We start from the raw sequence: 20,079 nt of genomic DNA, 5'->3' as shown, positions 1-20,079 counted from the left end.
GTGCCCGCACGGCGGTCCGGGCGGTGGTCGGTGCGTCGCTCATGAGGTGACCTCCGTGAGGATCAGGGTGTCCGCCACATCGGGCGAGAACAGCGCCAGTTGCGCGGGGCGCACCCCGCGGAAGACGAACACCGAACGGCCCCGGCACAGCGGCCGGGTGTCGGTGATGTCCGGGTTGAGCCGCAGCAGTTCGGTGAGGGAGATGCCGTGCCGGGCGGCGATGTCGGTGAGGGTCTCCCCGCCGTCGGCCGTGACCCGGTAGCGCTCCTCGGCGTACTCGGCCAACCGGGCCGGGACCACGGTCCGCGGCTGCGCGAGCCGGCCGGCCAACTGCTCCAGGCCGTCCGGGGTGATGCTCGCGGGGACGCCGGTGAAGGCGTCCACGTCCACATGGTCCACACCCGGGACGGACTGGGCGGTGGCCAGCACCTCGGAGAGATGGGCGGGCTGCCCCAACGCCCGCCCCGGATAGCCCAGTCTCCGCAGCAGGGCCTGCCGGATCCGCGGCTCGACCAGGTCCCAGGAGTGGTCCGGGTGCACCTTGACGCCCGCGACCAGTACGAGCAGGACCAGCTCCCGTACGGCGACGTCGACCGGCAGCCGGGTGTCGCCGTGGCGGGCGAGCGAGGCGCGCAGGGTGCGCAGAACGTCGGAGTCCTCGGCGAGGGGGACGTCGTCCACCCCGGCCACGGTCACATGGACCGACCGCCGCCGCCCGGTGAACAGCTCGCGGGCCGAGGCCCGCCCGATGGCCGCCCGGGAGCGTGCGAAGTCCTCGTAGTCCGGGAGGGAGACGAGCCGGTCCAGTGCGGAGACGGCGAGCGGAATGGTGCGCCGGGCGAGTCCGGGACCGTCGGGGTCGGCGCCGCCGGTCGCCGGCTGAGGGTTGGTGACCCCGCTGACGCCGAGCGGCCGGGTGGTGGGCTGAGTGATCCGCTCCGCCCGGACGTTCGCGTCCCGACCGATGCCGACGCGGTAGCGGGCCCGGACGTTCTCCTGCCCGGTCGGCAGCCGGGCGCCGCGCACACCGTCCCCGAAGGTGACGGTCGTACGGCCGTCCTCGGTGACCCCGGTGACGTACACCCGCTCACCGGGGCCACGCCCGGCCAGGCTGTCGACCTCGTGCCAGAGCACCCCGCCGACCCGTACCTCCAGGGTGGGTACGGCTCCCAGCGGGCTGTCGTCGGCCAGCCAGGTCAGGGGCCCCTGCCACAGGGTGAAGCTCTGGTTCGCCCTGGCGGCGTCGCCGCTGCCGATCGGCTCGTCGCGGCTCGCGCCGTGCGTGGCGCGGACGACATTGCCCTGGATACGGACCGAGTCGCGGCGGTAGCGGTAGGCGAGGCCGGCGGTGAGGGTGATCGTGGTCCGGACGGTGTCGCCGGGCAGATCGGGATCGACGTTCTGGTCGACGGCGGCGATCATGGCCAGTTCGGTGCCGCGCACCCCCGCGGCGCCCGGGATGTCGGTGCGCTCGCCGGAGACCACGATCCACCGGCCGGGAGCCAGGCCGTCGTACAGCCCGGCCAGTTCGATCTCCCGGCCGTGGACATCCTCGACGACCGGCTCGTCCGCGAGCTCCACGGGCTCGCCGCGTGCGAGCACGGTGGCGTCCCGGATGTAGGAGAGGAGGACGTCCTGGTCGTCCAGCCAGGGGTCCTCGAGGGTGAGTTCGGTGACCTTGCCGGTGATGCCGAAGTCCGCCCGGGAGACCACCCGGACCCCGGCCACCCGGGTGACCACGAAAGCGAGCTTCGGATCCCCTGGCACCTGCCCCGAGGAGCCCTTCCGGGGCCGCTGGACCACGACCCAACTGCCGAGCGCGATCCCGTCGTAGACGGCGTCGAGCGCGATGACGTTCCGCGAGGTCAGCTCCAGCTTCGCGGCGAGGGCGACCTCGACCGCCGCGGGCTCGCCCGCGGGCGAGCGGCGTACCGTCACCTCCAGCCCGCCGTGCGTGCCCCGCTGCTGCTCACCGGGGGCCAGACGGTAGTCGAGGGTGGCGCCATTGGTGACGGTGACATGCACCGTGCCGTCGGCGGCGGGGCGGGAGACGAACAGGGTGCGCTCCGGCAGATCCTCGCGGAGGACGGCGGTGACGCCCGGTTCCTGCTCCGGTACGGCGGCGCGGGCGCGGCGCGTACGGCGTTTGGGCGCGGCGGCCCCGGCTGCATCGGGTGTCGCGCGCGCAGCCGCCCTCGCCCTCGGGCCCGGCTCCGGATCGGGCTCCGGAGGCTCGTGCGTGGTCAGCTCGATCCGGCCGGGGCCGAAGTCGAAGCTGTCGTTCCACGGCAGGCTCTGGGTCTTCTGCACCGAGCCGCCCGCCTCCGCGTACAGGAACTCGGCGCGGGACGGGACGGCCCCCTGCTCGTCGTAGACGATCCGCATGCTGACCAACTTGCTGCCGGTCAGCGGCCAGTCGTCGTACCGGACGACCCGCCCGGAGCTGTCGTGGACCGGCTTGAGCGGTGCCGTCGCCCCGAAGGGGGTGGCCGTCACCCGCATCGCCCGCAACTCGCGCAGCGCGCGCGGCACCGTCGGATCGGCCTGCCGCCACGCGTCGTACAGCCCGTCCTGGAGACGGGGGTCGAGTGCCGCGAGCAGCCGCGCACCGACATCGGAGTCCGGCGCGAAAATGCGCTCGGGGTCCCGCGCCAGCTGCCGCGCGCCTGCGGGAGGGCGGACCACGCGCGTCCGCAGGGCGGGAAGCAGCCTGCCCAGGGCGCGCAGCGCCGGGTGGTCCGGCTCCTCGGGGCCCGGCGAGCCGTCGCCGGAGTCCGGCTGTGCGGGCTCCAACTCCCGTGCCTGCTGCTGGAGTTCCACCAGGGCGGAGGCCAGCGCCGCGAACCAGTCGGCGACCTTGTCGTACGGCTCGGCGAGCGCCTGCGCCTCCCGCAGCCGCTCCACCGTGTCCTCCAGCCGCTCCACGAACCGGGTGGGGGTGTCCAGCAGATCTAGGTCCGCGCGGAGCGGGGCGAGCACCTGTGCGTCGAAGTCCTCGATCAGCGGGCTGCCCTCGGGCCGGGGGACGGGCGCGGTCCGCCCCGGCGTGATCCACTTCTGTACCTCGTCGACCAGCCGCTCCAGCGAGGGCAGAGCGGGCTGCGGCAGTCCTACGACGGTGACATCGGCGTTCCGGTCGATCCGCACCCATGGCACATGCAGCAGCGCCCGCTGCTCGGGCGGCGCGGACCGCTCCGCGCTGAAGACGGCGAGGAGCTGGTCGCCCGGCTTGATGTTGTTGGCCGTGCCGGCGGCGTACAGCTCGCTCCGGCCGCGCAGATCCCGCGCGGTCAGCTGGTACGGGCGGCGCAGCCGTACCCGCAGCTCGTTCCACGACCAGCGCGCGGTCAGGTCCTCCCAGGTCTCGAAGGTCTGGGGCTCCTCGTCCGGGCCGGGCACGCTCTGACTGCGGGCACCGCGCGGAATCAGCACCGGCACGTCCTCACCGGAGCGCGGGTCCCGGTCCAGGGCGTACGCCAGATGGGTGTCGGCGGCGACGCCCGGGCGCGGCCGGTGCCCGACGAGCCTGCCCAGCAGCGCCAGGGACCGCTCGTCGGTCGCGGTCCGCAGATAGCCCTCGTTCGCCATCCGCTCGGAGTGGAAGGACAGCAGATCGCCGAGGACCGCCCACGCGTCCAGCAGCCCGATGGCCGGGTCGTCGGGGGTGCGCATGGTCAGCCGGTGCAGGGCCGGGTAGGCGGGTGAGGCGAGCCGCCCCAGCATGGCGTCCAGGAACCGGCCGTAGGTCCCGGTCCGGTGCTCCAGGGTGTCCCGGCCGGGCGGATGGTGCATGTCCCCCGGGGCGCGGCCCCCGGCCCGCCCGCCGCAGCCGCACCTGCCGCTCATCGTCCACCTCCGAGCACCAGCGAGAGCCGGCCGTTCTCGGGCCGGTCGGGGTCGTTGTCGCACTGGGCGATCTCCAGCGGGCCGAGCAGCAGCACACCTGTCTCCAGTTCTCCGTCGTCCTGCCGGAACAGCCTCCGCAGCCGGGTGACCCGGGCGCTGACGACACCGGGGACCGCGGCGGCGACCGCCACCAGACGGCTCAGCCGCACCGGTTCGCCGAAGCTCAGCGCGTCCGGGTGGAAGTAGCCGGGCCGCCCGTCGGGCAAGGTCCCGGTGCCGAGCGCCCGGCGCAGTCCGGCGAGGACATGGCCGTGCTGGTGGCCGGGGGCGGCGCACACCCGTAGCTCGATGTCGAGGGGGACCAGCTGGGCGGGCCCCACCACCACGTCGTGCCCGATGCGCCGGTAGCCCTCCAGGGCGTACGCCACGGCGTCGAGCAGCGCGGGCCCGGCCTGTGCGCTGCCGTACGGGTCGATGGCGACCTGTGCCTCCCGTACGCTGCCCGTCCACCGGATGTCGGCAGCCGCCCGCTGGACGCCGGGCACCGCCGCGGCCAGCTCGGCGTAGTCCTCGGCGGTGACGGCGCGCAGCCGGGTGCGCCTGAGCGCCAGGGGGGCGAGCTGCCGGACCTCGGCGAGGGTCTCGGGGGCGGTACCGCCGGCGGCGGGCAGCGGGTTGCGGACCCGTGCCACCGGAACGGGACGCCGGTTGCCGCCGCCCTCCCGGTCCTCCGTGTCGTTCCGGTCTTCCCGGCTCTCCGCCCCCTTCCGGTCGTCCTGGTCCTCCCGGTCGTCCCGGCCACGGCCAACCGCCCGGTCGTCTCGGTCCTCCGGCCCCTTCCCGGCCTCCTCGCCGTCCGGGCAGCTATGGCAGACGACCAGGTGGTTGATGGCTTCCGCGCCGACGTTCCCGGCCGGGCCGTTGCCCACCCGGTAGTGCAGATCGAGAGCGGCGCCCGGCGGGGGAGGAGCCCCGTGCCGGCCGTCGCCGAAGCGCAGCGCGAGCCTGCCGTCGTCCTCGGCCTCTCCGACGACATGCCGGTCCCGGGGGCCACTTGCCAGCAGATCCCGCCGCGGGGTCCAGATCTCGCCGTCCGCGACGGCCCGTACGGCCGGGAGGGCCTCGCGCGGATTCTGGAGGTACGCGGCGGCGGGCCCGGCCAGCACCGGATCGTCGGGGTCGAGCCCGGCCGCGTACGCCGTTCCCCAACTGTGCGCGATCTCCCAGGCGATGTGGTCCGCCAGCACCCGGCCCGCCCGCGCCCGCGCGACCAGCACCTCCAGGCGCCGCAGCTTGGCGGCGAGCAGCCGGGTGCGGCGCGCGAGCAGTTCCCGCAGGGCGGCGGCGGGCCGCTGGGCCGTATGGAGCTTCTCCAGCGTCCGCGCCCCGAACAGGACGGTGAGCTCCGCGAGCTCGTCGGTGTCGAGCTCGTTGCCGTCGCGGGCCCCGCGCCACAGTTCCTCCAGCCTGAGCCGGACACGGTCCGGGATCGTGGCGAGCCGCGCCGCCTGGCCCGCGGCCACCTGCCGGGGCTCCGGGTAGGGCACCGCCTGGGTGACGGGCGCGTGGACCGGCACGGGCCGCAGACGTGGCGCGATGGAGGGGTACGTGACCTGGGCGAGCAGCGTCTCCAGAGCCTCGGCCTGGGCGTCCGCGGTCGGCGGCTGTACCCGCTCCTCGTCCTCCGTGCCGGGGAAGAGATGGATGTCCAGGCCTGCGCGGACGGTGGCCTGCTCACCCACCAGGGCGAACAACTCCCTGATGTCGGCGGGCAGCAGCTGCCGGCCGCGCCGGGCCCGGTCGAGCAGCTCGTGGACGGCGTCCGCGGGCCCGTTGCCCCCGCTGCGGTCCGGGCAGCCGAAGTCCGGAGGCTCGCAGGGGTCCAGGACCACCTGCTCCGGCGGCACCGGGAAGCGCTCCGGCCGTCCGCCGCAGAACGTACGGGAGCGGCCGTGGTCGACGAGGACCACATTGCCGCGGGCCACACTCACATCGTCGATCGGCCCGCAGTCGGTGCCGCCGCGCGAGGACAGACAGAGCGGGAAGGCGAGGGCGTCCGCCTCCGCCCAGCCGACCTCCAGGACCGGCCGGCCGAAGAGGGGGTCCACGGCCGGTTCGACGGAGGTGAGGCGTACGGCCTGGCGGTGCTCGGGGTCCGCGTCGGCCCGTACGCCGGACCGCGGGCCCACCACCTCCTCGAACAGCAGCAGGTCACCGGGGCGCAGCCGGAGCTTCCGGCGCCGGTGAGGGCCGTCCGCCTCCTCCCCGTGCCCGTCGGCCTCCCCGTGCCCGTCGGCGCCCTCTTCCCCGCGTCCGTCCCCGCCCGTTCCTGCCGCGTCGCCGTCGTCGTCGTGCACCCACGCGTCGCGGAGGGTGGCCGCTGTGGCGCCCCGGGGCAGCGAGCACTCCTCATCGCCCCAGGTCCAGAAGCGGATGGTGTTGTGCTCCGGCCGCAGCGGCAGCTCGCCACGGCCCACCGGTTCGAAGACCTCCAGCCGAGCGCGCTCGGCCAGCCTGTCCAGGTCCTCGTCCGCGATGACGGTGCCGAGTCCGGGCTTCTCCTGCGGGCTCAGCCGGCCGGTGTCGACGGCGGCGAAGCGGTACGTGCCGTGCCGGAGGACCGTCTCCCGCTCGGCCTCCAGCGCCACGAACGCGCGGGCGTTGCAGCCGTCGTGCATCGGATAGTCGACGAGCCGTGCGTGGCGGCGTACGGAGACCCGGCGGCGGGCGGTGTCGAGATACGCCTCCGTGGCCACCGCGTCCTGTTGGTAGCTGATCCGGTCCGCGGTGTGGGCGAGCAGCTCGACGAGGGTGACACCGAGGTCGGGGACGTGCCGCTCGGTCCATCCGGGTGCGGTCAGGGCCAGCCGGTCCAGGACGAGACGGCGCAGGCTCTCGTAGTCGCGCGCGGTGTAGTCGATGACGGGCGCGGGGCGGACATCCGGCGGGCAGTCCGGTTCCGTCACGCAGTCGAAGGGGGTGGGGCAGTCGGGCCGGAAGGAGAACTCCGCGCAGTGGTAACGGGGGTCGAAGTGCCGGTACGGCACGGTGCCCGGTCGCCCGTAGGGATCGGCCTCCACGACGCACAGGCGGTAGCGGGAGGTGTCGCCCGCCCGGTCGAGGGTGATGTGCATCCGGTCGTCGAGCTCCGGATCCTCCTCCCGCTCCACCGATACCTCGAGCGCGCGTACGCCGGTGATACGGCGGCCGCCCTCGATCCGGACGTTCTCCGGGCCGACACCGTGCGGCGCCTTGCCGAGGAAGGTGACGGTCAGGGTGAGTCCGTCATGGCTCACCTCGATCCCGTCGACGCCGTTCATCCGGGCCGCTCGCACCCGGCCGCGCCGCCGGTCCGTACGACAGGTGAGCCCGGCCCCGCCGATACCCGCTCCGCCGGTCCCCGTCCCGTCGGTCCCGGCTCCGCCGACGCCGGTACGGCCGGTCCCGGCTCCGCTGTGGACGCTGCTCATACCGCGTCACCCCTCCCCTCGAACCACTCGTCACGACGCGAGCCCGTACGGCGCACCACGTAGACCAGATGGATACGGACGACGCTCTCCTCGCTCACGACCTCGAGCGAGGAGACCTCGATCACATCGCCCAGCCAGCGCTGAAGCGCCGCCTGGACGGACAGTTGGAGCGCGGAGGCCAGCTCCGGGCCGGCCGGGCTGAAGACCAGGTCGAGCAGCCCGCAGCCGAAGTCCGGGCGCATCACGCGCTCCCCGGGGCTGGTGAACAGCAACTGCTCGATCATGTCGCGGACGTGTTCGTCGTCACCGGCGTCCGCCGTGCGGCCCCGCCGGTCGATCCGGAAGGGGAAGGCGATATCGGTACGGGGGGCGCGCCCGGTGCCGGTCATCGGCCCACCGCCCGTTGCTGGACGACGCTCACGGTGGGAGGGCCCTGGGGGATCTGCTCGGCGCTGTAGCACTGGGCCGTCGAGCCCTGCAGCAGCGCCGGTGACCCATGGACACGGACCCGCCCGGAGGTGCCGGACCAGCGGACGCTGGTGCACGGCTGTGGCTTGTTGCCGACGGTGTACGGGCAGCCGGTGACGGTCACGGTGTCGGCGACGCTGGCCACCGGCCGGCCGTTCACGAGGACGCGTGACTGCGCCGGCAGTACGGTCGCCATTCCGCCGTGCGGGCAGAGGATCGTGGCGTTGACATGCAAGAAGTTCCCGGACAAGACGTCCTCCCCGTTGTTCATCAGTCGACCTGCCAGGCGCCCTTGTTGACGTTGACGACGGAGCCGACGAGCGAGATCGACGCCCCCTGGCCGTTGTCGATGCGCACCCCGGTGTCGTCGATGACGATCGAGGCGCCGCCCGGCACCCTCAGCGTGATTCCCTTGCCGCCGGGCTCGTCGGAGAGCAGGATCTGCCGTCTCCCCGGGGTCTGCAGCACCACGTTGGGGGAGCCCGTCCCGTCCGCGGCGTCCTCGGGCACCTCGGCGGGGTCGCCGTACCAGCACCCCGACCAGATCGGGTAGCTCACATCGCCCTGCTCGAACTCCACCCACACGCCGGAGCCCTTGGGCGGGATCACGTACTGCCCCATCCGCTCGCCGGCGACGGGGAAGCAGGGCATGGCCCAGGAGGACGGGGTGTCGCCGAGCACGTCCGGGACCTGGACGCGGAGACGGCCGATCCGCATCGGGTCGTCGGTCTCCATCACTCGGCCTCGGAACTTTCCGAGGAAACGCTTGGGTTCAGGGGCCATGCGGGTGCTCCAGCGGGTGCGGTGCCATCAGGGAACGACCGTGCTGCGGAGGGCGATCAGGCCCTCGCGGGCGAGAGTGAAGTTCTGGGTGTAGGAGCCTCGTTGGAGGTCATGGGTGACGCTTTTGACGTAGTACTCGCCGTCGTAGGTGATCCCGGCGCCGCGGACCCCCACCAGCTCCCGGGGGCGCAGCACGTATCCGTAGCGGATGACATCGAGCCGGCCCGAGCCGGAGACGGCGTCGGCGGACTCCAGGGCCTTGGCGAGCGCCTCGGCCGCGGCCTCGCCTCCCTCCTTCTTCGCGGTGCCGCCGAGGACCTTCTTCTTCAGCGCCGGGGCGGGCTTACGGGACAGCGGGGGCCGGAAGACGCTGATCTCCGGCACATCGAGCAGCTTGGAGACCCGGGTGGCCTGGAACTGGACACGGGTCCGGGGCTCTTCGCGCGCCGTACCGTCGAAGGCGAAGGTGAGCTGGTCGACCGTGGAGAGGGCGTCCATATTGACGTTGAGCGCATGCTGCGGGGTGCCGAGCCGGAGCTCGGGTCCCCAGTAGGCCCGGCTCTCCCCAGGCCGGGGGCCGGGGTCGAGAAAGAAGGTGAAGCCGTTGGCCTTGGCCAGGTCGGTGACGTACTGGAGATCGGTCCCCGACTGGAAGTCGATGCGCTTGGTGGGCATGGGGATCTGCGGGATGAACTCCGTCATCACCTGGGGACTGATGCCGTAGTCCGCATACCGCTCGATGATCAGGCGCACGCGGGTGGAGGGCCCCATGGCCTCGTACGGGACGCCCGGCCGCTCCTCCAGGTCCATCAGGACGGTCAGGTCCTCGCCGGTGACGGTGAGGGTGGACTGGCCCGGGGTGTTGCTGACCCCGACTTCCTGACGGATGAGAATGCCGTCCATCAGGACGGTGGGGGTGCCCTGCACGGTGGTGGTCAGGATGACCCGTGTCTGGGGGTCGAAGAAGCCGTCGGGGAGCAGACGGGTGTTGATCAGCCCGTTCTTGGACAGGTCGAAGGCGAGCTGGAAGCCGCTGCGCTCACCGGAGGCCATGGTGACCTGGGCGGACAGCAGTGCGTCGGTGACCTCCTGGGGCACCGGGCGGGCGATCTTGGGGCCCATGTGGAGGGTGAGATGGACCGGGCCGCTCCGGACGGGCTGATCAGCCATGCGCGACTCCCGGGAAGCCGCCGGGGAGGGGAACGCCGATGGTTCTTCCCGGCTCGGCGGTCAGCTCGGCGGGGTCGAGGACGGGGTTGGCATCCGCGATACGCCACCACTGGTCGGCGCTGCCGAGGTAGCGATGGCCGAGGAGGTCGGGGCGCTCACCGGTGCTGACGGTGTGCTCGGCGAGCTCCTCCAGCTCCTCGGGGCCGGGCAGCAGCCGCCGCGCGGTGTACGGGACTTCGCGGCCGTCGGGCAGGGTGTGCACGGCGGTGGGGATGCCGTGGTACCGGCTGGACCGGGGATAGCCGGTGGCCGCCGGGAGGGCGGATGGTGTGCTCTCGTACGCCATGGTGGTCAGACCCCCCCGATTCCGTTGCCGCCGCCGGTGAGTCCGAGGGCGTCGGGCCGGCCGCTCGCCAGGGACCCGGCGAGACGCTCCTTCTGGACGAGATGCGCCATATAGAGCTCCGCTCCGCGGTGCCCGGCGGGCAGATCGCTGACGGACAGGACGCGTAATCCGATGCCGAGCGAGGCCCGCAGGGGGTTGAGATGAACGTCGAACGCGGACTCGGCGATCGACAGCTCGGTGAGCCGCACGGGTATGACGCGCTTGTTGCCCCAGGTGAAGAGGGTCAACGGAGTCTCGATGGGGGTGATCTCCAGGGTCCCGCGGGCCGCGAGTGCCTCCGCCGCCCGGAGTTGGGCGCTCGTCGGGTGGACGAGCATTTCCAGGGCGGCCAGGTGCGGATGGATGCCGTCGGGCGCGGCGACCTCGAGCTGATCGGTCGAGTCGATCTCGGCGGTGAACTTCCAGCTCTCGACGGCGGGCCCCTTGAGCCGCAGCGCCTCGGTCCGGTCTCCGGCCCCTTCGGCCCCGGCGGCCTGGGGCGCGAGCGAACGTTCGAGGGAGTCGGGGTTGAACTGCAGCACGATGATGCGCTGCGGGGTGCCGCGCCGGGGGTCCACGATGACCAGCCCGGACCGGATGGGTTTGGGGATGTCTGCGTATCGGGTCATCGCCTGCCTGTCCCCCCGCGCTTGCGGGAGCTGTTGCTGCCCCCGGAACCGGCGGCTCCGTAGTCGAGCTCCGCAGCAACATCGGCTTCGGAAGGCACGTACCATGTGCCGCCGCCATTGCCTCTCAGCAGATCAATGATTCCTTGACTGATGTCAAGGTCAAGGAAATCGATGTCGTCGTCTTTCAAGGCTTCGGAATACTTCATGTTGTCCGGTGTTCCGTGGAGGCGAAAAATGCGGCTGTTCTTTGCCCCCCGCCACTCGTAGAGATGGATCTGCATGCCCAGGAGATCGGCCTCCCACGCCACGGTTTCCTTGCGGTGGTAGCCCTTCTTGAAGGGGCATCCCAAGATCTCCTCAAGTTGCTTTGCCATGCGTTCGAGCGGCATGGTGGTCTTGGTTCGGATGGAGAAGCTGAAGACGTGGCAATCGGTCACTCTTCCCCCTCTTCCTTGTCGGGGTATGCCGGATCCTTCCGAAGCACGATTTCCGTCTTGAGGAGTTCGGAAACGCTCCTGAGTCTTCCGTGGAGTGCTCCTGCCAGGCTTCTGCCCACACGCTGCCCCAGGCTGACGAGTTGCTTCATGTAGGGCAGGGCAGGGAAGATCTTGGCGTCGTCCGTCAGGTCGGGCCTGTGCTTGATCATTTTTGGATAAATTCGAGCCCATTCCTCCGGATGCACGACGAAGAGGTCCACGTCGAAGTCACTGACGTTGAAGGCTGTTCTGCCTTTGTGTGGGCCTCGTGTTCCCTTGCGCAGACTGCCTACATATTCGAGGGGCTTTGTTTTGTAGCTGAATCGGTTGACCACGCCGTCAATCGTATTCTTGATGTCAAGGTATTCTCGCTTCCAGATCTTTTCCCCTTTCTGGGTCACGGCCTTGCTGAAGGCTCCGCCACTGAAATCGGAGACGCCGTTCCTGGCCGCCCACCTGCTGATCTTTCCTGTCATCATGCGCAGTTCGACCAGAAGCGCGCTCACCTGTCGGCGCGCCGTTTTTTCCTGACGTTTCTTGAGTGGCCGGAGTTCCGTGACGCGCCGTGGGAATGCTCGTTTGAATGCTGTTTTGTACTCCCTCACGCTGTCGACCTGAAAGTCGCTGATCTCGTCCAGGAGCTCCTCCTTGAATCGCCTTCTTACCTCTTCGTTCTCGATCGTGCTCAGGTATGTCTTAATGTACTCGATATTGTTGTAGGCCGTCTGGTACTTGTTCTGTAGCGGCAGTAGTTCGGATTCCATGCTGACGCTGACATCATCTCCCGCGGGCTTGAGGATGATGCGGTGCCGTTCTCCGTCCATGGAGAAGTTGGCTTTCACGGTCGGTCGCTTGGTCTCCTGCTCGGCGCGGTCATCCCGCTGGTCTTCGCGGGCTTTCCGTCGATCGCGTCGCTGGGCGCGTTTCTGCTGTAGCCGTCTCCGGAGATCGCGAAGACGTTGCATCTTCTTCAGGAACTTGTTACGGATCTTCTGGGCACTCCTGCGTAGAGCGCGTCCGACCTTGCTGTTCCTGAGCTTCTTTCCAAGGGTTCTTCCGGCGTTGCGAACCTTGGTAAGGGCGTTCTTGACGGTTTTCTTCGTCTGCTTCGACGCCCGTTTCAAAGCTTGGGTGACGCGTCGGGGGCGTGGGCGTTTCGGCGGTGGTTTCGGCGTGCGCCGCGCAGGCGCGGTCTCGGGGGTGTCCGGTTGTTTGTCCGGGCGCCGCGGATCCGTCTGTTTGTCCGGGCGCTGCGCATCCGGTTGCCTGTCCCGTTTCTCCTGTGGCCGACGGCCGTGCTGTTCGTCCGGTGTGCGGGCGCCGGCGCGCTCGCGCTGTTCGTCAGGTCTGCGGGCGGAGGTTCCAGTAAGCGGTCCACGCGCCTCACGGGCATCGGGCTCGCGCTGCTGGGGGGCAGGGCGCTGAATGGGCGTGGTGCGGTCCCGGCCGCGACTACCGGGGCCTCGCGCCGCGGGAGCCTTCACCCGCGGCGGTACACCAGCACCCCTCGGGCGCGCCGGACCCACCGGCTTGGCCAGGGCCGCCTGCGCCTTGCGGATCGCGCCCCGCGCCCGGTTCACCGCCCCGCCCGCCGCTTTCCGCGCCCCCTTCCCCGCCTTCTGCAGCCCCTTCATGACCTTCTGGGCCATGATCTGCAGCCGCTTGCCGACGCCCTTCGCCGCCGCCTTCAGCCGCATCATCAGGAAGTTGGTGATGAAGTCGAGCAGCGCCACCACTCCGGCGGCCACGGCTTCGGCGAAGAGACAGGCGGCCGGACCGGCCTTGACCGCCTTCAGGTAGGCGAAGAACTTCCCGAAGGCCGCGATGATCCTGCTGATGGTCCCCCAGGCGGCCACCAGACCCTGAACGATCGTCAGGATCGCTCCGGCCGCGGGCACGATCATCGAGATGACCTTCTCGATGACGATCGAGACGATCATCATGGGGAGGGACTGCACCAGAGCGTCCCACGCCATCTTCCCGATCTGCTTGATCGAGACGCAGCCCTTCACGAGTGCGTTGATGACCGCCTTGCCCAGGCCCAGGATGCCCTCGACCTTCTGGTCGAACCACTGCTTGACGCCCCGCTTGATCGCGTTCCACAGGTGGTCCTGGACACCCGCCTTCGCCGAGCTGCCGAGCTTGCCCAGCCAGCCGCCCGGATCCGGTGCGATATCCGCGACCAGGGCCGCGAACTTGCCCAGCGCCGCGATGGCCTTCTCCGCGAACTCGAGGGCGCCCACGATCGCGGCGCGGAAGACATCGATGGCGGCCTTGAGCCCGGCCTCGAGGACGTCCAGCAGCTTGTTCAGCCCCGCAGCAAGCGCGTCCAGCAGCTTGTTGACCGCGTTCTTGAGCTTGTCGGCCCACTCGTTGACCTTCGCGATGGCCTTGTCACGCCACTCCTCGATCTTCTTGCGGAACCTGTCCCGTAATTCCGGGAACGCCGCGAGCAGGACATCGCCGATGGCGATCAGCGCGTCCGCGAGCTTGTTGATCAGGTCGATGGCCAGGTTCCGCGCCGCGTCGATGACCTTGTTGGCGAAGTTCTTGAAGCCCTCGATCAGACCGTTGACCGCCTTGCGGGCGAGGTCGAAGATCGCCGTGACGGCCTCGAGCAGGCCCTTGAAGAAGTCGCCGACCGCCGACGCGAGTTTGCCGAAGAAGCCGCCGGAGTCCTTCTTCTCCTCCTCCTTCTTCTCGTGGGCTTTCTTCTCGGCCTTCTCCCGCTCGTCCCTGATCTTGCCGTTGTCCTCGTCCTTGCGGTCGCTGACCTCCTGGTCGGTGTCGGTGCGCTTCTTGTCGATCTCCTTGTTCCTGGCGGTGTGCTCCTTGCCGGAGTCCTCGTCCGCCTTCTCGATCTCCTTGTCCTGCTCGGCCTGCCAGTTCTCCCGCTCGCCCCGGACCTGCTCGGCCGCCTGACCCCGCTCGCCCGCCTGCGCCTGGGCGTTGTCAGCGACCTCCTGGTCGATCTCCGCCTGTTTCTGCTGCCTGGCCTCGGCCTCGCTCTGCTTGTGCTCGGCCTCCTTGGAGGTCATCTCCCCCTGGGCCTGCCCGGCCGCGGCCTGCACCTCGGAGCCGCGCTCCTGCTGGGCGACGACGGCAACGCCCGGCCGGGGCGCGGGACCGCCCGCCTGAGCCTTCCCACCCCCGCCGCCACCACCGGAGACGTTGCCCTTCAGCGTTTCCTGCGGGACGTCGGGGAAGATCCCGTCCTCGCCCATCGGCTTGGCCGCGTCCTCGCGGCCCGTTTCCTGGATCCTGCCTTGGGTCTCCTTGAGCTTCTCGGCCTGTTCGTCCGTACGCTCCGGGTCGCTCTCCCCGGTCAGCCGGACCTTGGGCGCGGGGCCCACCGTCTTGTTCAACTCGGGGTCGGTTTCCGGGATTCGGTCGGCCGCCGCCTGCATGTTCCGGACGTCGGCCGCGCTGACCTTGCCGTCCGGACTCGCCGGCGCGGGGGGTGGCTTGGCCGTTTCCGTCGGCTTCCTGCCGTCGGCCTTGTCATCGCCCTTGGCCTTCTCTTGCTCGCCCTTGCCATCCGGGCCGATCCTGTCGACCTTCTCCGTCACGGCGTCGGCGGGAGCTTCCGTCTCCGGCGGGCCGGAGAGCGTCTGCGGCGCACCCGAGGGGCGTTCCCGGGCCGGGGGGCCGGCCTCCAGCGCCTCATGGGCCTCGCCGACCGACTTCTCGGCCGCGCCGTCGACTCCGGGCAGGGCGGCCCGCGCCTGGTCCGGGGGCAGCCGGCTCACCGTCGCCAGGGCGCTCTTCGGGTCCTGGCCGGATACGTCCGGGGGCTCGGTCTTCTCTTCCTTCTCCGGGGCTCCACTCCCGCCGCCACCACAAGAGCCGCCGCCCTCCGCCTTGTCCTCGGTGGTGGACTGCTGCGGTCCCGCGCAACCCCCGCCGTCCTTCTCCAGGGACGCCTCGGGCGCCGCCTTCGCGGCAGCAGGCGAACCGGGCGGGGCCTCCGTCTGCTGCTCGGCCGCCGGACTCACCGCGGCTCTCACCGGCTTCGGGGCCGCCCCGGGGCCCGCAGCCGCGGCCGGGCCCACCGGCTCCGAGCCGCCGACGGGTCCGGCGGGGGGCGGGCCCGCAGCCTGCGCGTCGGGGCCGGGGCCCTTTCCCCTGACGGGCTCCGGGACGCGCCGCAGGGCGGGCGAAGGCGTACGGTCCGCGCTCGGCGTGACGGCGGGCTGCGCACCGGCCGGAGCCCGCACGGCCGGGGGAGCAGTGCCGGCGGCCGTCGCTTTCGGTGCGGTCTCGTCCTTCGCCGTGGGCCGCGGCTCCGGCTTGTCGTCCTCGTCCTTCTCGTCCTGTTCCTCCTTCGCCTTCGGCTCGGCCTTGTCCTGCTGGGCCTCCGCGTCCGGCTGTTCCTCGGCCTCCGGCTCGGGGGAGTCCTTCCCGGTGGTCTCCGGGTCCGGGCCGACCTCCTGCTCGACCGGCTGCTCGGCAGGAGGCCCTTCCCTTCCGCTGTCGGGCTCCTCGGCGACCTGCCGGGCCTCGGGTGCCTCTCCGGCCTCGGGCGTCCGTTCCGCCTCGGATGCCCGTCCGCCCTCCGGGGCCTCCCGGTCGGGAGCGGGCCGGGCGGAGGATTCGTCGTCGGCCTCGCTCTCCTCCTCCGGCCCCGGCTCGCTCTCGCCGTCCTGGCCTTCCTGCTCGGGCGTGTCGGCCGCGGGCTCAGTGAACGCCAAGGTCTCAGCGATCGACTCCGGTGAGCCGTCAACGGGGAGTTCGATCTCGTCGGAGACCGGCCCGAAAGGAACCCGGGGGCGAGTGGCGGAACGGGCCGACGTCGCATCGGCGGCCCTCTCATCCGCCTCGCGCTCCTCGCCCTCGCCGCTCTCGACGTCCTTGTCCGCGTCGGCCTCCAGGCCGGCCGGCTGCTCCTCCTCGCGCGGATCGCTCTCGTCCTCGTCCTTCTCGTTCAGGCCGTGCTGGGAGAGCGGGCTGTCCTTGGCCTCGGCAGCCTGATCGACGCGGTCGGGACGCACCTGGCCCGGTTGCTGCCCGGCCTTCGCGCCGACCGCCTCCTGCTTGGAGCCGTCGGCGGCCTTCCGCTCGTCGTCCTTGCGCCGGCGCCTGTCCGCGCCGGGTTCCCCGGCTGCCTTGGGTGCTCCGGCTTCCCCGGCCTTGTCCTCCTTCCTCTTGTCCTCCCCTGTCCCCTTCTCCTCCTGCTCCTTCTTCTCCCCCTCGGGCTGGTCCGCTTCCCGCCCCTTGGCGTCGTCCTTGTCGGCGGCCTTCTCGTCCGCGGCACGCTCGGCGCGCTCGTCGGCCTGTTCTTTTTTCTGCTGCTCCTTGCTGCCCTCTCCGGGTGCCCGGCCGGGTGTCCGGTCCTGGCCCTGACCCGCTCCCGGGCCGTCCTGACCGGGCCCCTCCCCCTCCGGCTGCTCCGCGTCCTGCTGCTTCTCCTTCTGCGCGTCCTTGCCGAGTTGTTCCTCGCGGGCCTTCTCGCCCTCGTCAACGGCTTCCGTACGGCCGCGCTCGCTCTCGGCCTGCTCCACCGTGTCGACCACGGGGCCCGGGGCCCGGCCGTACTCCCGTGGCGCCGGTCCCCGTTCCTCGCTCTCCGCGACCAGCTCCAGCAGCCGCTGGTGGTCGGCGGACGGCAGCCGCCGCTCGAGCCGCGTCAGCACCGTGCGCTGCAACTCCGGAGACAGCCGGGAAACCTGGAGCCGCACCCGCCCCGAGGCGTCGGTCGGGTCCCCGCGCAGCGAGCGCAGAATCCCGGCGGCCAGCCGGTCGACGAGCGTGGCCGGATCCAGCCGCTCCGTACGGTGGCGGTCGGCGTCCACGGTGGCGTACCGCAGCCAGCCGGGCGTGACCCGGCGGACCGCCTCCGCCGGCCGCCCCGCCATGGCCTCCGGCCGCCCCGTCTCCCGCGCGCCCCGCTCCGCCTCCCGCTCGACCGCGTCCTGCGGCAGGCTCACCGCACCCGGATCACGCCCGGCCCGCAGCGCCCCCAGCCCGTCCGGGGCCTGGACGGTGTGCAGCAGTTCGTGGGCGAGGAGCCGCTGCCCGTCCCGGGTCCCGGGGCGGTACGTGCCCTCGGCGAAGAAGATGTCCTCGCCGACGGTGACGGCGTCCGCGCCGAGCAGTTGCGCCAGCGCGGCCGCGTCGCGGTCCGTGTGGACCCGGACCCGGCTGAAGTCATGGCCGAGCCGCTCCTCCAACTCGCGGCGGACCCCCAGGTCGAGCGGCTGCCCGGCCCCGCTGACGATGTCCTTGGGCTCGGGCGTACGGGCCTTGGGCGCCCGGGCCCTGCGCTTGCGCTGCTTGCTCTCGCGGTCCGGCCGGCCGGACCGGTCCGGGACCTGGGTCGTACTCATCGCCGCCTCCGGCCCGTCTCGCCGCGCCCGGCCAGACCGGCGTGCACCGCACGGGCGAGCGCCTCGCCGAGCCGGCGCGGTGAGGTGGTGGCGGGGAGCGGCGGCAGACCGGAGAGCAGGTCCAGCCGACGGTCGCCGCCGGCGGCCAGCGGCACACCCCGCTCCCGTACCAGCCGCGCCAACTCCGCCCGGAAGGCTGCCGAGACCCGGTGCTGGTCGATCCGGCCGAAGCCGTCGAGGACCAGCTCGCCGATCTCGATCCGTACAGTCCGCTCCCGGTCCGGGCCGCCCCGGCCGCCCCGCTCGTGTGTCCCGCTCTGGTTCAGACCCATCCGTGGACCTCCGAGGGGGTCAGGGCGCGCTCCAGCTTCTGGTACTCCGACCGTGCCGCCGCGAGCAGATGCCGCATCTGCAGCGGGCAGCCCTCCTCCGCGGCGAGGAAGGCGCCGGACAGGGCGATGTTGCGGATCGCGCCGCCCGCGACGGTGAGTTGGGCCAGCCGCTCGACATCCAGGCCGGACGTCGGCGCCTGCTCCGGCAGCACCCGGCGCCAGATCTCCGCGCGCTCGGGCACCCCGGGGAAGGGGAAGTCGACGACGAACCGGATACGCCGCATGAAGGCGGAGTCCAGCGCCTTCTTCATATTGGTGGTGAGAACCGCGAGACCCCGGTACGCCTCCATCCGCATCAGCAGATAGCTGACCTCGAGGTTCGCGTACCGGTCGTGGCTGTCCTTGACCTCGCTGCGCTTGCCGAACAGGGCGTCGGCCTCGTCGAACAACAGCAGCGCGCCGCCCCGCTCGGCGGCGTCGAAGACCCGGCGCAGATTCTTCTCGGTCTCACCGATGTACTTGCTGACCACCTGCGAGAGGTCGATTACGAAGAGATCCAGGCCCAGTTCGGCCGCCAGCACCTCCGCGGCGAGTGTCTTGCCGGTACCGGACGCTCCCGCGAACAGCGCGGTCACCCCGAGCCCGCGCCGCAGCACCGACGCGAAGCCCCACTCCTGATAGACGGTGCCGCGCTGCCGTACATGCGCGACGATCTCCCGCAGAATCCGGCGCTGCCGTTCGGCCAGCACCAGATCGTCCCAGGCCGCGGCCGGTTCGACACGGCGGCCCAGCTCGTCCAGCCCCATACGGGCCTCGGTCAGTCCCGCCCGCCAGGCGAGCCGCGAGGCGGCCGGGGCGCCCTCCGGACCCGCGGTGCGCCGTACGGTCGCGGCGGCGGACCGGATGACATGCGGGGGGAGCGAGAACTGCGCGGCCAACTCCCGCAGCTCACCCGCCGAGACCTCCGGCACATCCGCGAAGGCGGCCGTCCACAGCCGTAGTTGTTCCTCGGGGCCGAGCTCGGGGACCGTGACCCGCTCGCCCCGGGGCCGGGCCGCCGGTCGCGGCTCCTCTCCGGCCACGACGAGGGGTACGGCGGTGGCACCGATGAACGCGTCGGTGGCGGCGGCCTGTTCGCGGTCCGGCTCGGCGACCTCCAGCAGCAGGGCGGCAGGCAGCAGGATGGCCTCGCGCTGCCACAGCCGGGCGAGCCGGTCCCGGTCCGCGGGATCGGTGGGCACATCGTCCGCGGCCATGGCGTACAGAGCGAGCCCGGTGCGCCGGGCGGCGGCCGCGGCGATGTCGGAGCGGGAGCGGTGGTCGCCTCCGACGAGTTCGACCCGCGGCGGCTCGTCGAGCCCGGCGTCGGTCCACCCCGATGCGACCTGGGCGGCGGCCCGCTCGTAGGAGTCCGGCAGGTCCGGCGGGGCGGGGGCCCGGCGCAGCAGTCCGTGCAGCCGGCTGTCCAGATACGGAGTTCCGGCGAGGAAGTGCAGGATGCGTTCGTCGATCCGCAGCCGCGAGCCGGTGAGCCGGGTGTCGTCGTCGAGCTCCACGAGCCGCCAGCGCCGCAGCGGGCCGAGGGGGGTGAGCGCGCTCCAGTGCGGGTCGGGCAGTGCGGCGAGGGCGAGGGAGAAGGTGGGGTGGGTGCGGGCCGGGTCGCCGCTCGCGGCCGCGCACCGGCCGGCGGTGGTGGGGTCCACTTCGGCGGCGGCGGTCAGCAGAAGGATGTCGCGTTCGAAGGAACTCAGCGCGAAGCAGGAGACGAGCGCGTCGAGGGAAGGGACCCCGTCCGGTGCGGTGGCGTCGCGGCCCGTACCGGTGGGGTCGGAGGCGCCCGGCCGGTCGGAGCGTTCACCGGAGCCCGCGCCCGGGGACCCGCCCTGCTCCCGGCCCGCGCCGCCGTCACCGCCGCCCGCGCTGCCCGTACTCTCCGCGCCGCTGCCCGCGCTGCCCGCGCTGCCCGCGCTGCCCGTGCCGCCCTGCTCCCCGCTCGCGCCGCCGTCACCGCCGCGGATGACGGCCGGTCTGTCGGAGGGACTGTCGGAGGGTCTGTCCCGTCCGCGCGCCGCGTGCGCATCGAGCAGCGCGAGGACGGACCGTACGGCGGCGGCCAGCGCCCTGCCGTCCGTACCCGCCCCTCCCGCCTCGCCGAGCGCCTCCATGGCTTCCTCCCTCCCTGGCATCCGTCATC

General features: G+C 72.0%; 12 protein-coding genes. All 12 read right to left on the bottom strand.

Annotated features, from left to right (window positions below; genetic code table 11):
• Positions 1-39: 39 nt before the first annotated feature.
• Positions 40-3,846 (bottom strand): putative baseplate assembly protein, encoded by a 3,807-nt coding sequence (locus ACTWQE_RS08055; RefSeq protein WP_443328124.1) that lies wholly within the window; start codon positions 3,844-3,846, stop codon positions 40-42.
• Positions 3,843-7,166, bottom strand: coding sequence for a baseplate J/gp47 family protein (locus ACTWQE_RS08050; protein ID WP_443328134.1), 3,324 nt, complete (start codon positions 7,164-7,166; stop codon positions 3,843-3,845). Before ACTWQE_RS08050 ends, ACTWQE_RS08055 begins: the two co-directional genes overlap by 4 nt.
• A 146-nt stretch (positions 7,167-7,312) precedes the next feature.
• Positions 7,313-7,705 carry a GPW/gp25 family protein gene (locus ACTWQE_RS08045; RefSeq protein ID WP_443328123.1) on the bottom strand — a complete coding sequence of 131 codons (393 nt, stop codon included), beginning with the start codon at positions 7,703-7,705 and terminating at the stop codon, positions 7,313-7,315.
• On the bottom strand, positions 7,702-8,034 hold the full coding sequence (locus tag ACTWQE_RS08040; RefSeq protein WP_443328122.1) for a PAAR domain-containing protein: 333 nt from the start codon (positions 8,032-8,034) through the stop codon (positions 7,702-7,704). The genes ACTWQE_RS08045 and ACTWQE_RS08040 overlap by 4 nt, the downstream gene beginning before the upstream one ends.
• 20 nt (positions 8,035-8,054) lie before the next feature.
• Entirely contained in the window at positions 8,055-8,567 is a 513-nt protein-coding gene (locus tag ACTWQE_RS08035) for a phage baseplate assembly protein V (protein WP_443328121.1), read from the bottom strand.
• A 27-nt stretch (positions 8,568-8,594) separates the two neighbouring features.
• Complete coding sequence (locus ACTWQE_RS08030; RefSeq protein ID WP_443328120.1) at positions 8,595-9,737, bottom strand: hypothetical protein; 1,143 nt, start codon at positions 9,735-9,737, stop codon at positions 8,595-8,597.
• Positions 9,730-10,083 (bottom strand): hypothetical protein, encoded by a 354-nt coding sequence (locus tag ACTWQE_RS08025; protein ID WP_443328119.1) that lies wholly within the window; start codon positions 10,081-10,083, stop codon positions 9,730-9,732. Before ACTWQE_RS08025 ends, ACTWQE_RS08030 begins: the two co-directional genes overlap by 8 nt.
• Before the next feature lie 5 nt (positions 10,084-10,088).
• The gene (locus ACTWQE_RS08020) at positions 10,089-10,751 is read right to left on the bottom strand and encodes a hypothetical protein (RefSeq protein ID WP_443328118.1); all 663 of its coding nucleotides are present in this window, start codon (positions 10,749-10,751) and stop codon (positions 10,089-10,091) included.
• Positions 10,748-11,188: a hypothetical protein gene (locus tag ACTWQE_RS08015; RefSeq protein WP_443328117.1), complete on the bottom strand. Its 441-nt coding sequence runs from the start codon at positions 11,186-11,188 to the stop codon at positions 10,748-10,750. Before ACTWQE_RS08015 ends, ACTWQE_RS08020 begins: the two co-directional genes overlap by 4 nt.
• The gene (locus ACTWQE_RS08010; RefSeq protein ID WP_443328116.1) at positions 11,185-17,553 is read right to left on the bottom strand and encodes an eCIS core domain-containing protein; all 6,369 of its coding nucleotides are present in this window, start codon (positions 17,551-17,553) and stop codon (positions 11,185-11,187) included. Before ACTWQE_RS08010 ends, ACTWQE_RS08015 begins: the two co-directional genes overlap by 4 nt.
• Entirely contained in the window at positions 17,550-17,885 is a 336-nt protein-coding gene (locus ACTWQE_RS08005; RefSeq protein WP_443328115.1) for a hypothetical protein, read from the bottom strand. Before ACTWQE_RS08005 ends, ACTWQE_RS08010 begins: the two co-directional genes overlap by 4 nt.
• A complete protein-coding gene (locus ACTWQE_RS08000) occupies positions 17,876-20,050 on the bottom strand; it encodes an ATP-binding protein (RefSeq protein WP_443328114.1) in 2,175 nt (724 codons plus the stop codon). The genes ACTWQE_RS08005 and ACTWQE_RS08000 overlap by 10 nt, the downstream gene beginning before the upstream one ends.
• Positions 20,051-20,079 lie beyond the last annotated feature (29 nt).

This window comes from Streptomyces sp. 8N706 (genome assembly GCF_052245415.1).
Lineage (GTDB): Bacteria > Actinomycetota > Actinomycetes > Streptomycetales > Streptomycetaceae > Streptomyces.
This window is presented reverse-complemented; position numbering and strand designations above follow the sequence as displayed.

What these genes read in the sequence shown, in the direction of transcription:
- ACTWQE_RS08055 (WP_443328124.1), bottom strand. Translation starts at nt 3,846, where the DNA reads ATGAGCGGCAGGTGCGGCTGCGGCGGGCGGGCCGGGGGCCGCGCCCCG.
- ACTWQE_RS08050 (WP_443328134.1), bottom strand. Translation starts at nt 7,166, where the DNA reads ATGAACGGCGTCGACGGGATCGAGGTGAGCCATGACGGACTCACCCTG.
- ACTWQE_RS08045 (WP_443328123.1), bottom strand. Translation starts at nt 7,705, where the DNA reads ATGACCGGCACCGGGCGCGCCCCCCGTACCGATATCGCCTTCCCCTTC.
- ACTWQE_RS08035 (WP_443328121.1), bottom strand. Translation starts at nt 8,567, where the DNA reads ATGGCCCCTGAACCCAAGCGTTTCCTCGGAAAGTTCCGAGGCCGAGTG.
- ACTWQE_RS08030 (WP_443328120.1), bottom strand. Translation starts at nt 9,737, where the DNA reads ATGGCTGATCAGCCCGTCCGGAGCGGCCCGGTCCATCTCACCCTCCAC.
- ACTWQE_RS08025 (WP_443328119.1), bottom strand. Translation starts at nt 10,083, where the DNA reads ATGGCGTACGAGAGCACACCATCCGCCCTCCCGGCGGCCACCGGCTAT.
- ACTWQE_RS08020 (WP_443328118.1), bottom strand. Translation starts at nt 10,751, where the DNA reads ATGACCCGATACGCAGACATCCCCAAACCCATCCGGTCCGGGCTGGTC.
- ACTWQE_RS08010 (WP_443328116.1), bottom strand. Translation starts at nt 17,553, where the DNA reads ATGAGTACGACCCAGGTCCCGGACCGGTCCGGCCGGCCGGACCGCGAG.
- ACTWQE_RS08005 (WP_443328115.1), bottom strand. Translation starts at nt 17,885, where the DNA reads ATGGGTCTGAACCAGAGCGGGACACACGAGCGGGGCGGCCGGGGCGGC.
- ACTWQE_RS08000 (WP_443328114.1), bottom strand. Translation starts at nt 20,050, where the DNA reads ATGGAGGCGCTCGGCGAGGCGGGAGGGGCGGGTACGGACGGCAGGGCG.